The organism is Saccharicrinis fermentans DSM 9555 = JCM 21142 (assembly GCF_000517085.1).
Classification (GTDB): Bacteria; Bacteroidota; Bacteroidia; order Bacteroidales; family Marinilabiliaceae; genus Saccharicrinis; species Saccharicrinis fermentans.
In genome coordinates this window covers 4,298,324-4,313,245 of the sequence record NZ_KI912107.1, presented here as the reverse complement: position 1 = coordinate 4,313,245, position 14,922 = coordinate 4,298,324, and the positions used below count along the sequence as shown (strand labels likewise).

Below are 14,922 nucleotides of genomic sequence, written 5' to 3'. Positions count from 1 at the left end.
ATATAAAAACACATATCCCTATATATGAACATATTAAATTTACAACACTTATTCATCCTTTAGTAATAACTCTTCCAATCTCACTATCCTCTCTTCCAATTTAATTCTTACTCTCCGCTCTTCCTTCAAAGCCTTATTTAAGACCTCCATTTCCCCCTTGTTCTTTATACGTTCCTCTTCAATCTTTTCAATCCTTTTCTCCTTTTTAATAGCATAAAGCGTCAACTCCTCCACCTTCTGTAGGAGTAACTTATTCATCTCCGCCAAATTAACACCTTGTTCTTCCATTTGTGCAGCAGATGGTATTCCGGGTAATCGTTTGTTAGCGTTGATAAAGGTTTCTACTTCGGAAAGATCTCGCAATTGATAGTTTTTATCGAAAACAAAGTCGGCAGTATTACCATTGGCTTCAACAAGGATTTCTTCGGCTTGTATAAGTCCACTAACTCTTAATTCCGTCATTTCTACCCTGGTTGATCTCTGACCAATAACACTTGCTAATTTAATTGCATTACTTAAATTATCAGGCTCTTCCGCATCAATAAGGATGCCTCCTTTTTGATATTCTGCTTTAATATGTGGAATCCACCCCTTATGAATGTTTTTATATTCACTCTTCCACCAAAGATGAAAATGTAAATTACCTTCCAATAAATAGTAAAAAGTACCACCAACATTATTATACAATTCATTTAAAGAAACACTCCTCCCCCACCTTCTTCCAATTAAAATTTTCCATCCATTGTAATTCGCATCATATCCTTCGATATTGGCAGATAGTTCATATGCTCCAAGATAGAATTTTCCTATATAAAAAACGCCTTCGGCACAGTCCTCTTCTGGCAAATCATACTCTACAACCTTCCCATTTTCAAGCGTCTGCGCCAACGTATTCCCTCCAATAAATCCAATAAAAAAAAGTACAATAATGCTTCTCATATTTTTAAATATTATCAAGTCCTAATCTTATAAAAAACTTATTCCTGACTATTTCCCATGTCTTTTTTCTTCAATCAATACTTTATTATAGCTCTATTAACATTCTGAACCAAGTCATTTTTAAAATTTCAGAGAATTTAATATTCATGCTAAAATCTGAAACAGTTTATAAATTATATCCCACAATTACGATTATCATCAACTGCTTAACCAATTATTGCAACTCCATCATATCTATCAATACGATTAGCATCAAGTATTACAACAACTCTCTAGCCTGGATTAGATCCTATATTATCCAGTACTCATCCAAACTCTTGACCTTTAATTTCTAAAAAGACAATAAAATCATAACAACAATATACGTTCTGCATACAACTTTAGCATGAAATATAGTTGCTATAACTACATCAATATTGCATACACTATTTTATAGGATAACATTCAAACATGAAAACACGACACAAAACACCTCTATGAACAGAATACATTAATTAGTTAAATCCAATTCAACAAATAGGCAATCTACAAAAAAACAACCTCTACTTCACCACAAAACAGTCTACTGTAAATTACACTTGAAACCAATAGAAAATATAATCTAACAAAAAACTTTCGGAAAATATTTCGGTAAAAAAAATATAGTTTGGTTAAAATATTTCATTCTGGAGCTTAAAGTATAGTTGATTTAATTATATGAAAAGAACCTTCATTATTTTTTAACAAAAGAGATTTATTTTGTTCGACACAAATAACGTAAAAAATAATAATAATACAAAAAAACATTAATATATCAGGTCGAGTTAAGAATAGTTAAATGATTTACTGCAAGGTTAAATTCACTTCAAAGCCTGGCTTTTCATATAATCACTCTACAGGTATAATATAAATGCGAATCAAGGGTTGAAAATTATTGAATATCATTCGTGTAATAAAATGGTAACAACCCAGGTATCAAAGAGTACTTCGGAGAAAAACAAAAAGGTAAACACACTGTTTTTCCACTTGACCATTATTTTATGAAAGGCAGCCAGCTTTTTAAGGTAAATTTTTGGTGAAGAATCCAATAATTTTTGAAACTCCTGCAATATTTCATCCCGCATCTTTAAGGACTATAAATAATGAGATTGACATAAATTCTTTTTGAAGTCGATGGCTTTCATGAACAATTCTTTCATCTGAACAGGTCATTTATTTTCTGTAACTTCAATAAAGTCGTTAGGTTCTCAGAACACCTGATCCAGGCACAACAATTGTGTGTAGGCTCTTGTTTTCAAATGTGCACTTAATGAATCTGACACCAACACGGCATTGGCTAACCCTTGCGGGAACTCATTTTCAATCACACTTTTTCAACTCAGAAACAAATAACGCAAGGAAACCATGTTACTTATATTTGGTTTTTGCTTACTGAGTAGTTACCCGAAGGTATATTAGGGGTCTGCAAGATACAGCGATCATTCCAAGTTGAACTACAGCCTATTTTTAATACTTACCAAAAATTTATTTTTTTCAGAATCTTTTTTTCTATTAGCATAGAAGAGAAATGTTGTGCGCATCCCTGGAGTTACTAATGTTTCAACAATTTTTAGGAATATACTCACTTTTTTATGAATATTTCAAATTAGAGGGGTATTTTTGAAAAACAAAAATGCTGATATTGTACATAAGTATGATCAAATAAGAAAGATTAATAATACGCCAAATAACCGGACAACAATATGAAACAATATACGAAATGAGAACGATAACATTATTAGCTCTAATTTTTATGAATATAATAAAAATAAATAGTCAAACTCTAAAAGGTGATAAATTGGAGTTTAATTCTTCAGCAAATAAAAAGATAGAATGGTTTACATCTAGTTATGAAAATGGTTTTGGTCATAAAATTTATAATTCTGACCCAGGAGGTAAAACTCTTTTAAATATTGACGCAAGGCATAACAGTAATACTTGGACTAATGCATTGACAATAACCTCACAAGGAAAAATAGGAGTCGGAACAATGGATCCTGCATATTTGTTTCAAGTAAATGGAACTGCAAGTTTCTTAAATATTGTCACAATTAATAATAAGCTTGGAATAGGAACTAATGAACCTGCTGCAAAACTACATTTATATGAAAGTCAAGAATTAGGTTCTAATTTGAATGATACAAAACTATTGATTCGTATTTCTGGAAAGTGTGGAGTAGGAAATACAGTTATGAATAATATTTGGTTAAAAAGAGATTTTCAAGGCTCTGATTGGTTATCTACTCGATTGCATAATGGTATTTCGATTGATGCCTCGTATCTATCCCCAGGGACTGATACGAGGACGTGGTGGGAAAGAGATCCATATAATAATATACAATCATGGGGGAATGGAAATAAAGTTTATATGACTTTAAAGTCTGGTAACCTAGGATTAGGAACAGAAGAAACAGGTCCTCATAGATTTGCTGTTGAAGGTTCAATTGGCGCAAGAGAAATTCAAGTGGAAGCAAGTGGTTGGTCAGATTTTGTTTTTACAAATGAATATGAGTTAATGAGTCTCGAAGAAACAGAACAATTTATCTTAAAAAATAAACACCTTCCAGACATACCAAAAGAATCAGAAGTTTTAGAAAAAGGCATTAATCTCGGAGAAATGGATGCCAAATTATTGCAGAAAATTGAAGAACTAACCCTATATATTATTGAGCAGAATAAATTAAACCAAATTCAGCAAGTAAAAATTAAACAACTTGAGAATAAACTAAATTCCCTAAAGAAAAAATAAAAGCGATAACACAACTGTAACAAGGCAGCCTGAACTTCATAGAATATTGTAGGTTTTATTCTACCCTGTCAGGCCGATTGGTCTGAAACTTTTGTAACTTGAAGAAATATGTATTAGAACTTCGTTATGAGGGTTGAAATGGCAATAAAAGCAGACTTTTCTGAGACGAGGCATAGCACCGCTATGGTGAGTTGAAAAAAAGAAACAAAATGCCCTTTTTAACCATATAAAACAAAAACCCGGTCATTGCCGGGTTTTTGTTGTTTTATCTTATTCACAATGTATTAGTAGAAAAGTATAAAATGAAAGTTAATTGGTTGTCCAATCAACGGCATTGTTCGTGTGAAAGCGTGGGGTTGATGTAAAGTCCTTCTGGTTTAAGCCAACTTTACTTCAAAATTTTTTCTGAGAAATCAACAAAGTCAATGCCTGAAAAATTACCAGAACTCATAAACAAAAGATTGGTATTTTCCCATGTTGACTGGAGTAATAATTTTTGTAGTTCAGTTGTATTGGAGAAAACACTTACATTGTTTGTGCCAAATGCATCATGGACCAGGGTCTGGTTTATTGCAGGAAGATGTTTGTGTTTAAGTACCTCCGGATTAAAATATACGTAGGCTACATCGGCCGCGGCCATCGTGTCTTTGTATTGGGGTAAAAAATCTTTGTTGAGACTACTAAAGGTGTGTAACTCCATACAGGCCACCAATTTTCTTTCGGGATACTGAAGTTTTACAGCTTCAACGGTAGCTTTTAGTTTCGATGGTGAATGGGCAAAATCAAGAAATACAGCTGTATTCTTTTTCTCCTTTAGTGTTTGTAGCCTCTTGGCAGCACCTTTAAATGAGGATATACACTCAAAAAAATCATTATCATTGATACCCAATTCTGCACATATCATTCTGGCACCATTTATATTCTGAAGGTTATGGGCTCCAAAGACTGACAGCTCATAGCTAGTGTTGTTAAATGTGACTATCGATTTTCCATTTTTCAATTGTGCAGGCAATTCTTTATAGGCCAGGCTTTTGATATCTTTTCGCAGGTCTTGGGAGATATCTTGTAGCTCTTTATCCATGGTATACCAAATGAAAGTTGCATTTTTTGATAATGAATCTGCAAATATTTTAAACTGCTCCACATAATTCTCCCAAGTAGGGAATACATTAATATGATCCCAAGCTACTCCAGTCAATAAGGCCACATGAGGTTTGTACCAATGGAACTTAGGACGTAGATCAATGGGAGAAGACAAGTACTCATCTCCTTCAAAAATAGCAATAGGGGCATCGTGCGATAGCTGAACCATGGTATCAAAACCTTCAATCTGTGCGCCTACCATATAATCGAATTGATAATCGAGTTTCTTGAGCACATGCATCACCATCGAAGTGATGGTTGTTTTTCCATGGCTACCTCCAATAACAATGCGTTTTTTATCTTTGCATTGTTCGTATAAATATTCCGGATAAGAATATACTTTTAGTTGAAGTTCCTGTGCCTTCAATAGTTCCGGATTATCTTTTCGGGCATGCATTCCTAATATTATAACGTCAATATCCTGATTGATTTTATGGGGAAACCAACCATATTCAGGGGGCAATAGGCCGTATTGATTTAAGCGACTGCGTGAGGGATCAAAAATTTCATCGTCTGATCCAGTCACCTGATACCCTTTTTTATGTAATGCGATAGCCAAGTTGTGCATAGCTGCACCTCCAATGGCAATAAAATGAATATGCATAGTAATATTTCTATCTTTGTTGATTAGCTTATAAGTTGGTATATCCAACAAATAATAACAAATATAACCAAATGCAAGTAAAACCATCCTACATAAAAAAAACAATCGCATTTATATTGCTGGCTGTGACGGTGCTGTTGCAAGTATTTTTTAAAAATAATGCGGCTTATACCGAAGAAGTTTATTCTCATGGTATTTATCCATCTATCGCTTATGTGTTATCTAGTGTTTCTGCATGGGTACCCTTTTCTTTGGATGATGTTTTTTATGTGACTCTTGTACTTTTTCTTTTGATTGGCTTGTGTATGGTTGTTTTTCGCAAGTTAAAGTTATGGAAGTATTTGCTCTTTGTTTTTCAAACAGGGGCAATGATTTATGTTTTATTTTACTGTTTGTGGGGTTTTAACTATTATCGTGAGCCAGCCCATCAGCGTTTTCAGTTAAGTCAAAGTGTGGCCAATGATTCGGTATTCATTTCGGTATTCAAGCAGGTTATAGATCATACCAATAAGAGTTATACTTCTACCGCTTTCTTTGAGAGGGAGACAGGTAATATTGCGTTGGAGAAATCTTACCGGCAGATGGCTGCCTATCTTCATTTGCCTCGTCGCATGCCCAGGTGGAGCGCAAAGTACGTTACCTTTAGTGATTTTTTTGCGAAAGCTACCATACTTGGGTATTTTGGACCGTTCTTTAATGAGATACATATCAATAGATATTTAACCGCCTGGGATATACCGGTGGTGACTGCTCATGAGAGGTCTCATCAACTGGGTGTTACCAGCGAAGCTGAAGCTAGTTTTTATGGGTGGATCATTTGCGTGAATAGTGATGAACCTTTTGTGCAATATTCGGGTTGGTTATATGCCTTGGATTACTTTTTGTATCAATCTAAGCACCTAGAAACGAGGGCGGAGCTTATCAAACAGATCAGACCCGAAGTGGTGGAAGATATTAAAAGTCAGCATAAGCATTGGCGTCACTGGCGAAATGCTGAAATAGACAAAGCTGCTTCTAAGGTGAATGATGCTTATTTAAAATCGAATAATATTAAAGAGGGGATTGACGATTACAACGGTGTTGTGCAGTTGATTATTGACTATACACTTCAAAAAACATTAATATATGGTGCAGATTAAACTAATTGTAGCAGACATGGATGGTACTTTATTGAACTCCAACCATGAATTGTCTCCTAAATTTGAAGCTACCTATAAGCAATTAAGGCGTCTGGGTATTCGATTTGTGGTAGCCAGTGGCAGACCTTATTATACCTTGTTGCCGCAGTTTGAACATATGGAGCATGATATGATTCTTATTGGAGATAATGGTGCTTACATTGGTACGCGCCCTGAACCTGTGGTGATGAAGGCGTTTGCGCATGATGAGGTGGCTGAAATTGCGGCTTTGGGACGTTCATTAGAAGATGTGTATCTGGTGATTTGTACTCAGGATAGGCCCTATACCGAATCGGACGATCCTTATTTTATAGCTGAGGCCAAAAGGTATTATCCTACATTAAAAGTGGTGAACAATACGGATGAACTGGAGGAGAAAGTTCTGAAAATCGCGGCGTTCGATGCCAAAACATGGCAGTTGAATAGTGGAAAAGCCTGGGACGTCTTTCAGGATAAGTATGTGGTTGCTAAATCGAGTAATGTTTGGATTGATTTAATGCCACTGGGTATTAATAAAGGGGCCGCAGTTAAATACCTGCAAGAACAGCTTGGAATCAGTAAGGAGGAGACCATGGCTTTTGGTGATTTTCATAATGATATAGAAATGCTGCAAATGGCGCATCATAGTTATGCCATGGAGAATGCCCATGATGATGTTCAACAGGTAGCTCGCTTCAAGGCCCCAAGCAACGACCGCGATGGTGTAATAAAGGTGATTGAAGAAATTGTGTTGAAGAAGATATAGCTATGGGTAGCTTTTAGGTAGAGGTGGTGCCTAACTACTTAATATTAAAGAAAAGAACATGTTGTTATTATAAAAATATTACTTACATTTGCAGCCGCAAAACAGAGTTTTTGCATCATTTGTTAAACAAATAAAATTTAAACACATGCCAGTAAAAATTAGACTAGCAAGACACGGACGTAAAAGGCATGCTTTCTACCACATTGTGGTAGCTGATAGCAGATCACCACGTGATGGTAAGTACATTGAGCGTATTGGATCTTATAATCCAAATACCAATCCTGCTACTATCGACTTGAACTTCGACAAAGCCTTAACTTGGTTAAGTAACGGAGCTCAACCTACTGATACAGCAAGAGCAATCTTGTCGTACAAAGGGGTTATGATGAAAAAACACTTGCTTGAAGGTGTTAAAAAAGGCGCTTTTGATGAGGCTGAAGCTGAAAAGAGATTTCAAGCTTGGTTGACTGAGAAAGAAGCTAAAGTTCAGGCAAAAGTTGACGGACTTGCAGGAAAAGCTGCAGACGAAGCTAAAGAGCAATTTGAGCGTGAAGCTAAAATTAATGCTGAAAGAGCTGAGGCAATTGCTAAAAGAAAGTCGGAATTGGCTGCAGAAGCTGAGGCTGCTAAAGCACCAGAAGCAAGTGCTGAAGGTGAAGAAGCTGCAGAAGAACCAGCTGCTGAATAAGCAAACGATCTTAATAATCTTTTATAAAAGAAACCCTCATTTTTTATGGGGGTTTTTTTATGGCCCATAATTATCTACTTTTATATGCTCAATAGTTTATGATATGCTTTTAAAAGAAAATACTGTTCAAATAGGTTTTATTCAGAAAACACATGGTGTTAAAGGAGAGTTATCTCTTGCTCTGATGGATGGGTTTTATACTGAGGATATGGATTGGGAGTTTCTGCTCCTGGATATTGATCACGGATTGGTTCCTTTTTATGTAGAATCGTACCGCGTGAAAAGTGCTCAAAGTATGTTGGTGAAGTTGGAGAGTATTGATAGTGAAACAAAGGCTAGTGGGGTGTGTGGTACGCAAGTGTATGTGGAAAAGTCAGAGATGGAAGAGGAGCAGGAGTTTACTAGTAATGCTTTTGTAGGGTATAAGGTATACGATAAGAGCAAAGCTTTTATTGGTGAAATAGTTGAGGTTCAGGATATATCCAATAACCCTTTGTTTGTATTAGATTACGAGGGTAAGGAAATACTTGTCCCTATCAATCCTGATTTTATTAAGGAGGTGGATGCTTCACAATCGATGTTGAAGGTTGATTTGCCTGATGGATTGGTTGATCTGTATCTTGATGAAGACAATGATGAGCTAGACATGTGAAGTTATACCTGAAAATGCATTAGAAAATCCATTGCAAAGGGCTAATGATTCATCGAATTAAAGTGTAAGATAAAAAAAGGTTGAATGTTATTGACATTCAACCTTTATCTATAAAAATATATTTCAACAAGCCCTATAGGCATTGCTTAATCTTTTGGGCGATTTCATTGAACTGTTCAGGGCTAAACTTAAGTTTGGGGTTGGAAAAATTAATGTCACCCTCACCCTGAAGAGGAACCAGATGGATGTGAGCATGAGGAACTTCCAGTCCTAAGACAGCCACACCTACCCTTTTGCATTCCATGGCTTTGTCCAGTGCCTGCGCTATTTTTTTAGCAAACACATGTAAGCCTGCCAATGTATCGTCATCCAGATCAAAAATGTAATCTACCTCATTTTTAGGAATTACCAGTGTATGTCCTTCTTGTAATGGGTTAATATCTAAAAACGCAAAGTACCTGTCGTCCTCCGCGATTTTATATGAAGGAATTTCTCCTTTCACTATTTTTGAAAAAATGGTTGACATAAAGTATGAATTAAATAGATATTTCTACAATTTCAAAAGTCATAAGCCCTGAGGGCACCTGAATTTCGGCTTGGTCACCAACTTCTTTCCCTAATAAGCCTTTGGCGATGGGCGTAGAAATAGATAACTTACCTTCTTTGAGGTTTGCTTCACTCTCGGGAACCAGGGTATAGGTCATTTCTGCATTGTTCTTCAGGTTTCTGATTCTCACTTTATTCAGGAGTTGAACCCTTGAAGTATCAATTTTAGATTCGTCAATAATCCTGGAGTTAGCCAATATGTTTTTTAGCTTGGAAATTTTCATTTCCAGCAGTCCTTGTGCCTCTTTGGCCGCGTCATACTCTGCATTTTCCGACAAATCTCCTTTATCTCTAGCCTCGGCAATCTGTGCCGAAATACTGGGTCTTTCCACCGTCTCTAATTGGTGAAGCTCTTCCTTTAATTTTTTTAAACCCGCTTCGGTAAGATAACTTACATTTGACATCTTTATTCCTCCTTTATGTATTCTATATAAAAAAATAAAGAATCCCGGAAACCGAAACTCTTTGTTGCAAAGATATAAATTATGTGATTAAATTGAAATGAACTTTTTATTTAAAATTCTGGTCGCTTAAGAATTTCGGAATAGATAACAGCTTGTTTTAAGTCAAAGTCCATTGTGCTTGCTTCGAGATCGGCCTGTTCTTGCAATTCTACTTCCTGGACTTTTTGTTTTGTCGGGGTATTTTTTACCCGGGTATAGCTGTTGGCCATCTGTTTTTTCTTTTCTATCATCGCTTTATCCGGCTCCCGTTGTTTTGCAGGTTCCCTGACAAAAAAATCTTTTGGACGCTCTGAATATTTACTCACCGGTACTTCTTTCTGAAAAACCGGGGTTTCTGTTTCTTCCTTCTGGATAATAAGTGGTTCTTCGTCCCAAAAATCATCCTCCTCAGCTATGATTGGTGGGGGTGTTTCTTGCGCTTTTTTGTTGTTCTTTTTCGCAATACTATACACAATTCCTATAATGGCAACAATGATATATAAAAAATCTCCTAAGTCTTCCATTTATTTTAATTTACGAACAATAAAAATATAAAAATATCTGTTGAATTTATAATAGTCATTGTCCTTTTTTTAGCAAGATACATTATACTAGTGGTTTTTTAATAAATTTGTATTGAATTAAACTTTTTACATCATGAAGTTCAAGTTGTTTTCAGCCTTCATTATTGTTTTTTTGTTGGGTACGCATTCTTGTACCGATACCGAAGAAATTATACCTCAAGTTAGTTTTTTTGCACGGCTTAAGTTTATAGCAACTGACCCAGCATATAACCAGGAGAATCCTTTTGTTGTTAAAATTGATTCGTATAATCAACTGATAGGAAATGCCGGCGTTGTAATCTATAGATTGAGTGACCAGGAGTATTATGTCTTTGATTTGATGTGTCCCAACGAAAAAAGTAGGAGTAGCCTGGTGGAAGTGACGGAGGATGGTTATTGTAAGTGCCCCACCTGTGGTTCTTTGTTTGCTGTTTCTATCCCCGATGGGGCTTTGTTAGATGGCCCCTCGCATTACGGACTCTATCCGTATAACGCTGAAGTTGTTGATGGTAGCTTGCAAATAAGTAACTAACACATCTTTTTACCATAAGGATTATGGAGTTGTATGAACGATTTCTTATTATTGCTCAGGCACAAGTAGGTCGTTTGTTTTATCTTTTGCAAGGGGGTGGTAAATGAGGGTAAAGCGTCTGTGCCGTCTCTTCACAAACGGCACAGTTATTTAACAATTATTCTTATTGATTTACTTTTTCCCAATGATGTGTTTCGCTGGATTTAAACACAGCGTCAATCACTTTCATATTATACACTGCATCTTCCGGTTCAACCGGGCTTGTTTTAGCGTCCATAATGGATTTAGCAAAAGCATCAAACATCAGCCCGTATTGGTCACATACATCAAATGTTACTGTTCTTTCACCTTGTCCGGTAGAAATAGTGATTGCTGCGCGTGTATCCACGTAAGTATTAAATGGTATCTCAATACGTATGCGGCCTGCACTACCAATGATTTCCACAAACTGATTTGCATGACTTAGTGTAGAGACAGTATAGCAGGCATGTGTACCTTTAAAATCTAGTATGGCTGAGCTGAGTACATCTGTGCCAAATTCTGCATGTTTTTCATGTATGGAAATTACCTGAGAAGGCTCTTTACCTATAATAAAACGCGAAGCAGAAATTGCATAGCATCCGATGTCCATGAGTGCACCCCCTCCAAAGTCCTTTTTATTTCTAATATTATCAGGTGCTGGATTATTATACGCAAATGATGCGTTTATATACATTAGCTTACCCAATTGGTTGGTTCGGATGGTGTTTTTTGCATGTATCCAAAGGGGGTGGAATTTGTACATAAAAGACTCCATGAGTTTAACATCCTGTTTAGAGGCTAGGTCTGCACATTCCTGTGCTTCTTTTGCATTTAGTGCCAGTGGTTTTTCACATAGAATATGCTTTTTGGCCATGGCTGCTTTTTTTATCCACTCTAGGTGTAAGTGATTTGGTAAAGGGATATATACAAAGTCAATGTCAGGATCCTGCAATAAATGCTCGTAACTATTATGCACTTTGGGTATACCAAACTCCTTGGCAAACAGATCTGCTTTCTTTGCGTTCCGGGAGGCGATGGCGTAAAGCTCGCAATGTGTGGTGTTTTGTAGCGGTAGAACGATGCGTTTTGTTAAATGGTTTGAAACACCAAGAACTCCAATTTTTAATTTTTTCATATGATTATATTTATTTTTCAATGGTCATATGGAACTCACCAGAATTAATGATACTCCTGTGAGTGAATCCATTCCCATGGCTCGTTTCATATGTTGGTTCTGATGACTAGATGCTGCGTTACTCTATTTTATAGTTGTATAAGTAATTATTGGCACCACCAACAATCAGGTTAAATTTAGTACTTTCATTATTTAAAAAGCCTATACTGAATCTTGATTCCCCCCTTAATGGGAAATTTTTATAGATGGTACCATTACTGTTAATGAGATATATTTTGTTATTTTCTTTGTCAAATACTCCAATTTTTTTATTGTTACTTGAAAACAGATAGCTATCCGCAGTAGGTAGTAAATCGCCGTCTATTTGAACCTCAAAAAGTTTTTTTGAGTTGGCTTTATAAGTGTATACCTCTTTACGGGTCACAATAATGTATTCCACCCCCTTGTCTTTTGTTATGTCACGGGCTATAAAATGATGGTCTTCTTTTGAATGAAGGAGTTTAGTCATTTTGCATTCGCCTGTGTTTAAATTAATTTTACGCAAATTTCCGTTGGTGTCGGTTGTCACCAGTGAAGGAATATTATTTTCTAATAATAAGTAAAATAAGCTATTTTCATTACGGACAAAATCTGATTGGATGAGAACCCTATTTTCTCCTTTTCGATTCAATATATAGTTGCGTTTGTCATCTGCAAATACAATGTAATCTTTTTTCAGTGCTCTAATGTGTTGAATAGGCTGACTAACCTGACCTTCGGTTGCCTTAGCTTTCCAACCGGTAATTTTTCTTCCATATTTGTCAAAGACATAGGTTTTTCTATTGGCACATGCCACAAATATTCTGTAGTTTCGGTTTTTGTCGTAATCAAATACGGCGATTGAATTAGTGGCTTTATGCGCTAGGTCGATGGGATATTTTTCAACGTTATTTCCATTTCTGTCCAATAGGTAAATCCTGTTTTCGGTGTTGAAAATGTACTGTAATTTATTGTTTCTGTAAAAATCTATTTGGGTGACTTCGCCTTTTATTTGTGCATCCAGTTTCTTTTTCCATAACACCCTGCCCGAGTTTGATAATAGGTAGAGCATGTTAGACTTGTCTTGAACCATGATCTCTTTTTCTTTGGTATAATGGTTGATGACCAGTGCAGGTTTTCCAATAATGGTGCTGTCAAGTCCACTTTGCCATACTGTTTCAGGCTCGCTTTCGCGCATGGGCATGTAATGCACACAGGCATTTAAATATATGAGGTAGTTTGCTGCTGTGGTCAGTTGAATACCCAAACCATAAAACTGGTTTAGGCTTTCTTGCTGTGTTCTTGTAGGATTAAGAAGTGTTAGATGACTGGCTCCAGGTAGCAGCGATTTTATTTTTGAAATGTCGCAATAAACAAACATATTTTGTTTGTATGAAAACATATCGGTAAAATCCTGGTGGTATTTGCTATTGCCTAAGGTCTTATTTAAAATATGGGCATAAATTAGATCTGACAGCTTTTGGGTAGAGTTGGAGAACACCAGGTAATTATCTACGAATGTGAAATATTTTTGAGGGGGTTCAGGACAAAAAGGACTTAGCAGAGTGGGGAATACTTGCGCTGCTTTGGATTGATAAATGGGATACTTGACCTGTTGATCTAATTGGTAATATGTTATTGGTTCTATGTCTGAATTTAGCAAGTTCGTTAATAGCTTCATGGTTTTTGACTTGCTTTTGGTGCGTACAATAAGATAGCTATTGTGATTGTTTTCAGTGTCGTTGTTAACGATGTAGGAAAATTCTTTGTCAATGATGTTAAATACTTTTTGCTGTGTTGATTCCAAGGGGTCTTTTAGGTCCAGGTTCTTATAGTTACTTTGAACAGCCTGATATGAACCGTTTTTTTGTAGATAACTTTTTAGGTTGATGCGTAATTGCTCGTTGTCATCAAAACTGTATGACTGCACAAAGCTTGCATTGTCGGGTATTACCTCATTTATTTTTGTGGAACCTGGATCTATATCCTTAAATAAAGCATTTATTTTGGTTTGGTTTTCATCTGTATATAAAAAACCATTGGATAATATATGTGTGTCGTTGAGGGTGAGGTCAAATTCTCCCCAAGAGGCAATGTGAGATAAGAATGATAGCTTTTTTTTGTGCGCTGGACTAAAAGCTTTTGACAAGGTATGTGCGATGTTGTTGAAATTAATAAATAGGTTTGCGTCGCTATTGTTTCCTATTGTTTTAAAAAGCTTGGCAAATGTTTTATCCGACATAAGTGAGAAGTCGGATCTAAGTTGTCTCAGGGCATTTTCTATGAGCAAGGAGGAAGGGCTAATCATTAGTAGTCCTCGATAAAAGCTGACATATAACTCAGTTTTTATGCCTGTGGGTTTTATAGAATAGATAGTGGAAGTATTGTATTTTCGTTTATGAATGATCCATTTATCCGGATTTTCCTCAAGGTAATTGATAAATCCATTTTCTTGTGCTTTGTTACTGATAGAGTAGGTGAACAGAGGTTTCACATCATCTTTACCAAGTGGGTGAAGTGATATGGTGATGGGTTTAGATTTAATAAAGTGAGAGATGTGTTCATTTAAAATAAGCGTATCCCCCTGCGCTTCTTTTAAAAAAGTAAAGAAGCTTTTGAACCAGTGAAACTTAAGGAGAGGCTCGTTATAACTGATGCCATTTAGTATGATGTTGCTTACACGGCTGGGTTTTTGCACCTGTATAATAAGCGAAGCATCGGTGGGTATGGCCTGAATGGTTTGGTTGTTTTTAAAGTTCTTAAGATTGGAAAAATGAACATATGAATAAACAAGTAATCCTACAAGAACTATTGATATAATTATAAATGTAATTCGTCTGGTCATAAAATACTTATAAAACTTTTAAAGGTTACTAAGGTACAAGTAA

The 14,922-nt window shown here is 35.9% G+C and carries 13 protein-coding genes; 6 read left to right on the top strand and 7 right to left on the bottom strand.

The window, feature by feature from the left end; translation table 11 throughout:
* Positions 1-48: 48 nt before the first annotated feature.
* Positions 49-939 (bottom strand): hypothetical protein, encoded by an 891-nt coding sequence (locus CYTFE_RS28940; RefSeq protein WP_052343269.1) that lies wholly within the window; start codon positions 937-939, stop codon positions 49-51.
* A 1,771-nt stretch (positions 940-2,710) separates the two neighbouring features.
* Between CYTFE_RS28940 and CYTFE_RS28935 the strand changes: the two genes are divergently transcribed.
* Positions 2,711-3,706 carry a hypothetical protein gene (locus CYTFE_RS28935; protein WP_052522113.1) on the top strand — a complete coding sequence of 332 codons (996 nt, stop codon included), beginning with the start codon at positions 2,711-2,713 and terminating at the stop codon, positions 3,704-3,706.
* Positions 3,707-4,094: 388 nt separating this feature from the next.
* Here the strand turns inward: CYTFE_RS28935 and CYTFE_RS0117540 are convergent, their stop codons facing one another.
* Positions 4,095-5,540 carry a UDP-N-acetylmuramate--L-alanine ligase gene (locus tag CYTFE_RS0117540; protein WP_235208057.1) on the bottom strand — a complete coding sequence of 482 codons (1,446 nt, stop codon included), beginning with the start codon at positions 5,538-5,540 and terminating at the stop codon, positions 4,095-4,097.
* Here CYTFE_RS0117540 and CYTFE_RS0117535 point away from each other — a divergent pair.
* The 4 genes from CYTFE_RS0117535 (at position 5,525) to rimM (ending at position 8,716) form a co-directional block, all read left to right on the top strand.
* The gene (locus tag CYTFE_RS0117535) at positions 5,525-6,592 is read left to right on the top strand and encodes a DUF3810 domain-containing protein (RefSeq protein ID WP_044212312.1); all 1,068 of its coding nucleotides are present in this window, start codon (positions 5,525-5,527) and stop codon (positions 6,590-6,592) included. The genes CYTFE_RS0117540 and CYTFE_RS0117535 overlap by 16 nt on opposite strands.
* A complete protein-coding gene (locus CYTFE_RS0117530) occupies positions 6,579-7,376 on the top strand; it encodes an HAD family hydrolase (RefSeq protein ID WP_027472870.1) in 798 nt (265 codons plus the stop codon). The genes CYTFE_RS0117535 and CYTFE_RS0117530 overlap by 14 nt, the downstream gene beginning before the upstream one ends.
* A gap of 145 nt (positions 7,377-7,521) precedes the next feature.
* Complete coding sequence (locus CYTFE_RS0117525; protein ID WP_027472869.1) at positions 7,522-8,064, top strand: 30S ribosomal protein S16; 543 nt, start codon at positions 7,522-7,524, stop codon at positions 8,062-8,064.
* Positions 8,065-8,167: 103 nt separating this feature from the next.
* Complete coding sequence (gene rimM / locus CYTFE_RS27060; protein ID WP_044212313.1) at positions 8,168-8,716, top strand: ribosome maturation factor RimM; 549 nt, start codon at positions 8,168-8,170, stop codon at positions 8,714-8,716.
* A gap of 133 nt (positions 8,717-8,849) precedes the next feature.
* On the opposite strand, the gene CYTFE_RS0117515 is transcribed toward rimM, so the two are convergent.
* The 3 genes from CYTFE_RS0117515 to CYTFE_RS0117505 form a co-directional block, all read right to left on the bottom strand.
* Complete coding sequence (locus CYTFE_RS0117515) at positions 8,850-9,242, bottom strand: HIT family protein (protein WP_027472868.1); 393 nt, start codon at positions 9,240-9,242, stop codon at positions 8,850-8,852.
* A 10-nt stretch (positions 9,243-9,252) separates the two neighbouring features.
* Entirely contained in the window at positions 9,253-9,726 is a 474-nt protein-coding gene (gene greA / locus CYTFE_RS0117510) for a transcription elongation factor GreA (protein WP_027472867.1), read from the bottom strand.
* A 110-nt stretch (positions 9,727-9,836) separates the two neighbouring features.
* Complete coding sequence (locus CYTFE_RS0117505) at positions 9,837-10,289, bottom strand: hypothetical protein (RefSeq protein WP_027472866.1); 453 nt, start codon at positions 10,287-10,289, stop codon at positions 9,837-9,839.
* 133 nt (positions 10,290-10,422) lie between these two features.
* Between CYTFE_RS0117505 and CYTFE_RS0117500 the strand changes: the two genes are divergently transcribed.
* Positions 10,423-10,860 (top strand): Rieske (2Fe-2S) protein, encoded by a 438-nt coding sequence (locus CYTFE_RS0117500; protein WP_027472865.1) that lies wholly within the window; start codon positions 10,423-10,425, stop codon positions 10,858-10,860.
* Between the two features lie 163 nt (positions 10,861-11,023).
* Here the strand turns inward: CYTFE_RS0117500 and CYTFE_RS0117495 are convergent, their stop codons facing one another.
* Positions 11,024-12,016: a Gfo/Idh/MocA family protein gene (locus CYTFE_RS0117495; RefSeq protein WP_027472864.1), complete on the bottom strand. Its 993-nt coding sequence runs from the start codon at positions 12,014-12,016 to the stop codon at positions 11,024-11,026.
* 118 nt (positions 12,017-12,134) lie between these two features.
* A complete protein-coding gene (locus CYTFE_RS0117490) occupies positions 12,135-14,879 on the bottom strand; it encodes a DUF3352 domain-containing protein (RefSeq protein WP_027472863.1) in 2,745 nt (914 codons plus the stop codon).
* Positions 14,880-14,922: the final 43 nt, after the last annotated feature.

What these genes read in the sequence shown, in the direction of transcription:
- CYTFE_RS28940 (WP_052343269.1), bottom strand. Translation starts at nt 939, where the DNA reads ATGAGAAGCATTATTGTACTTTTTTTTATTGGATTTATTGGAGGGAAT.
- CYTFE_RS28935 (WP_052522113.1), top strand. Translation starts at nt 2,711, where the DNA reads ATGAATATAATAAAAATAAATAGTCAAACTCTAAAAGGTGATAAATTG.
- CYTFE_RS0117535 (WP_044212312.1), top strand. Translation starts at nt 5,525, where the DNA reads ATGCAAGTAAAACCATCCTACATAAAAAAAACAATCGCATTTATATTG.
- CYTFE_RS0117540 (WP_235208057.1), bottom strand. Translation starts at nt 5,540, where the DNA reads ATGGTTTTACTTGCATTTGGTTATATTTGTTATTATTTGTTGGATATA.
- CYTFE_RS0117530 (WP_027472870.1), top strand. Translation starts at nt 6,579, where the DNA reads ATGGTGCAGATTAAACTAATTGTAGCAGACATGGATGGTACTTTATTG.
- CYTFE_RS0117525 (WP_027472869.1), top strand. Translation starts at nt 7,522, where the DNA reads ATGCCAGTAAAAATTAGACTAGCAAGACACGGACGTAAAAGGCATGCT.
- rimM (WP_044212313.1), top strand. Translation starts at nt 8,168, where the DNA reads ATGCTTTTAAAAGAAAATACTGTTCAAATAGGTTTTATTCAGAAAACA.
- CYTFE_RS0117515 (WP_027472868.1), bottom strand. Translation starts at nt 9,242, where the DNA reads ATGTCAACCATTTTTTCAAAAATAGTGAAAGGAGAAATTCCTTCATAT.
- greA (WP_027472867.1), bottom strand. Translation starts at nt 9,726, where the DNA reads ATGTCAAATGTAAGTTATCTTACCGAAGCGGGTTTAAAAAAATTAAAG.
- CYTFE_RS0117505 (WP_027472866.1), bottom strand. Translation starts at nt 10,289, where the DNA reads ATGGAAGACTTAGGAGATTTTTTATATATCATTGTTGCCATTATAGGA.
- CYTFE_RS0117500 (WP_027472865.1), top strand. Translation starts at nt 10,423, where the DNA reads ATGAAGTTCAAGTTGTTTTCAGCCTTCATTATTGTTTTTTTGTTGGGT.
- CYTFE_RS0117495 (WP_027472864.1), bottom strand. Translation starts at nt 12,016, where the DNA reads ATGAAAAAATTAAAAATTGGAGTTCTTGGTGTTTCAAACCATTTAACA.
- CYTFE_RS0117490 (WP_027472863.1), bottom strand. Translation starts at nt 14,879, where the DNA reads ATGACCAGACGAATTACATTTATAATTATATCAATAGTTCTTGTAGGA.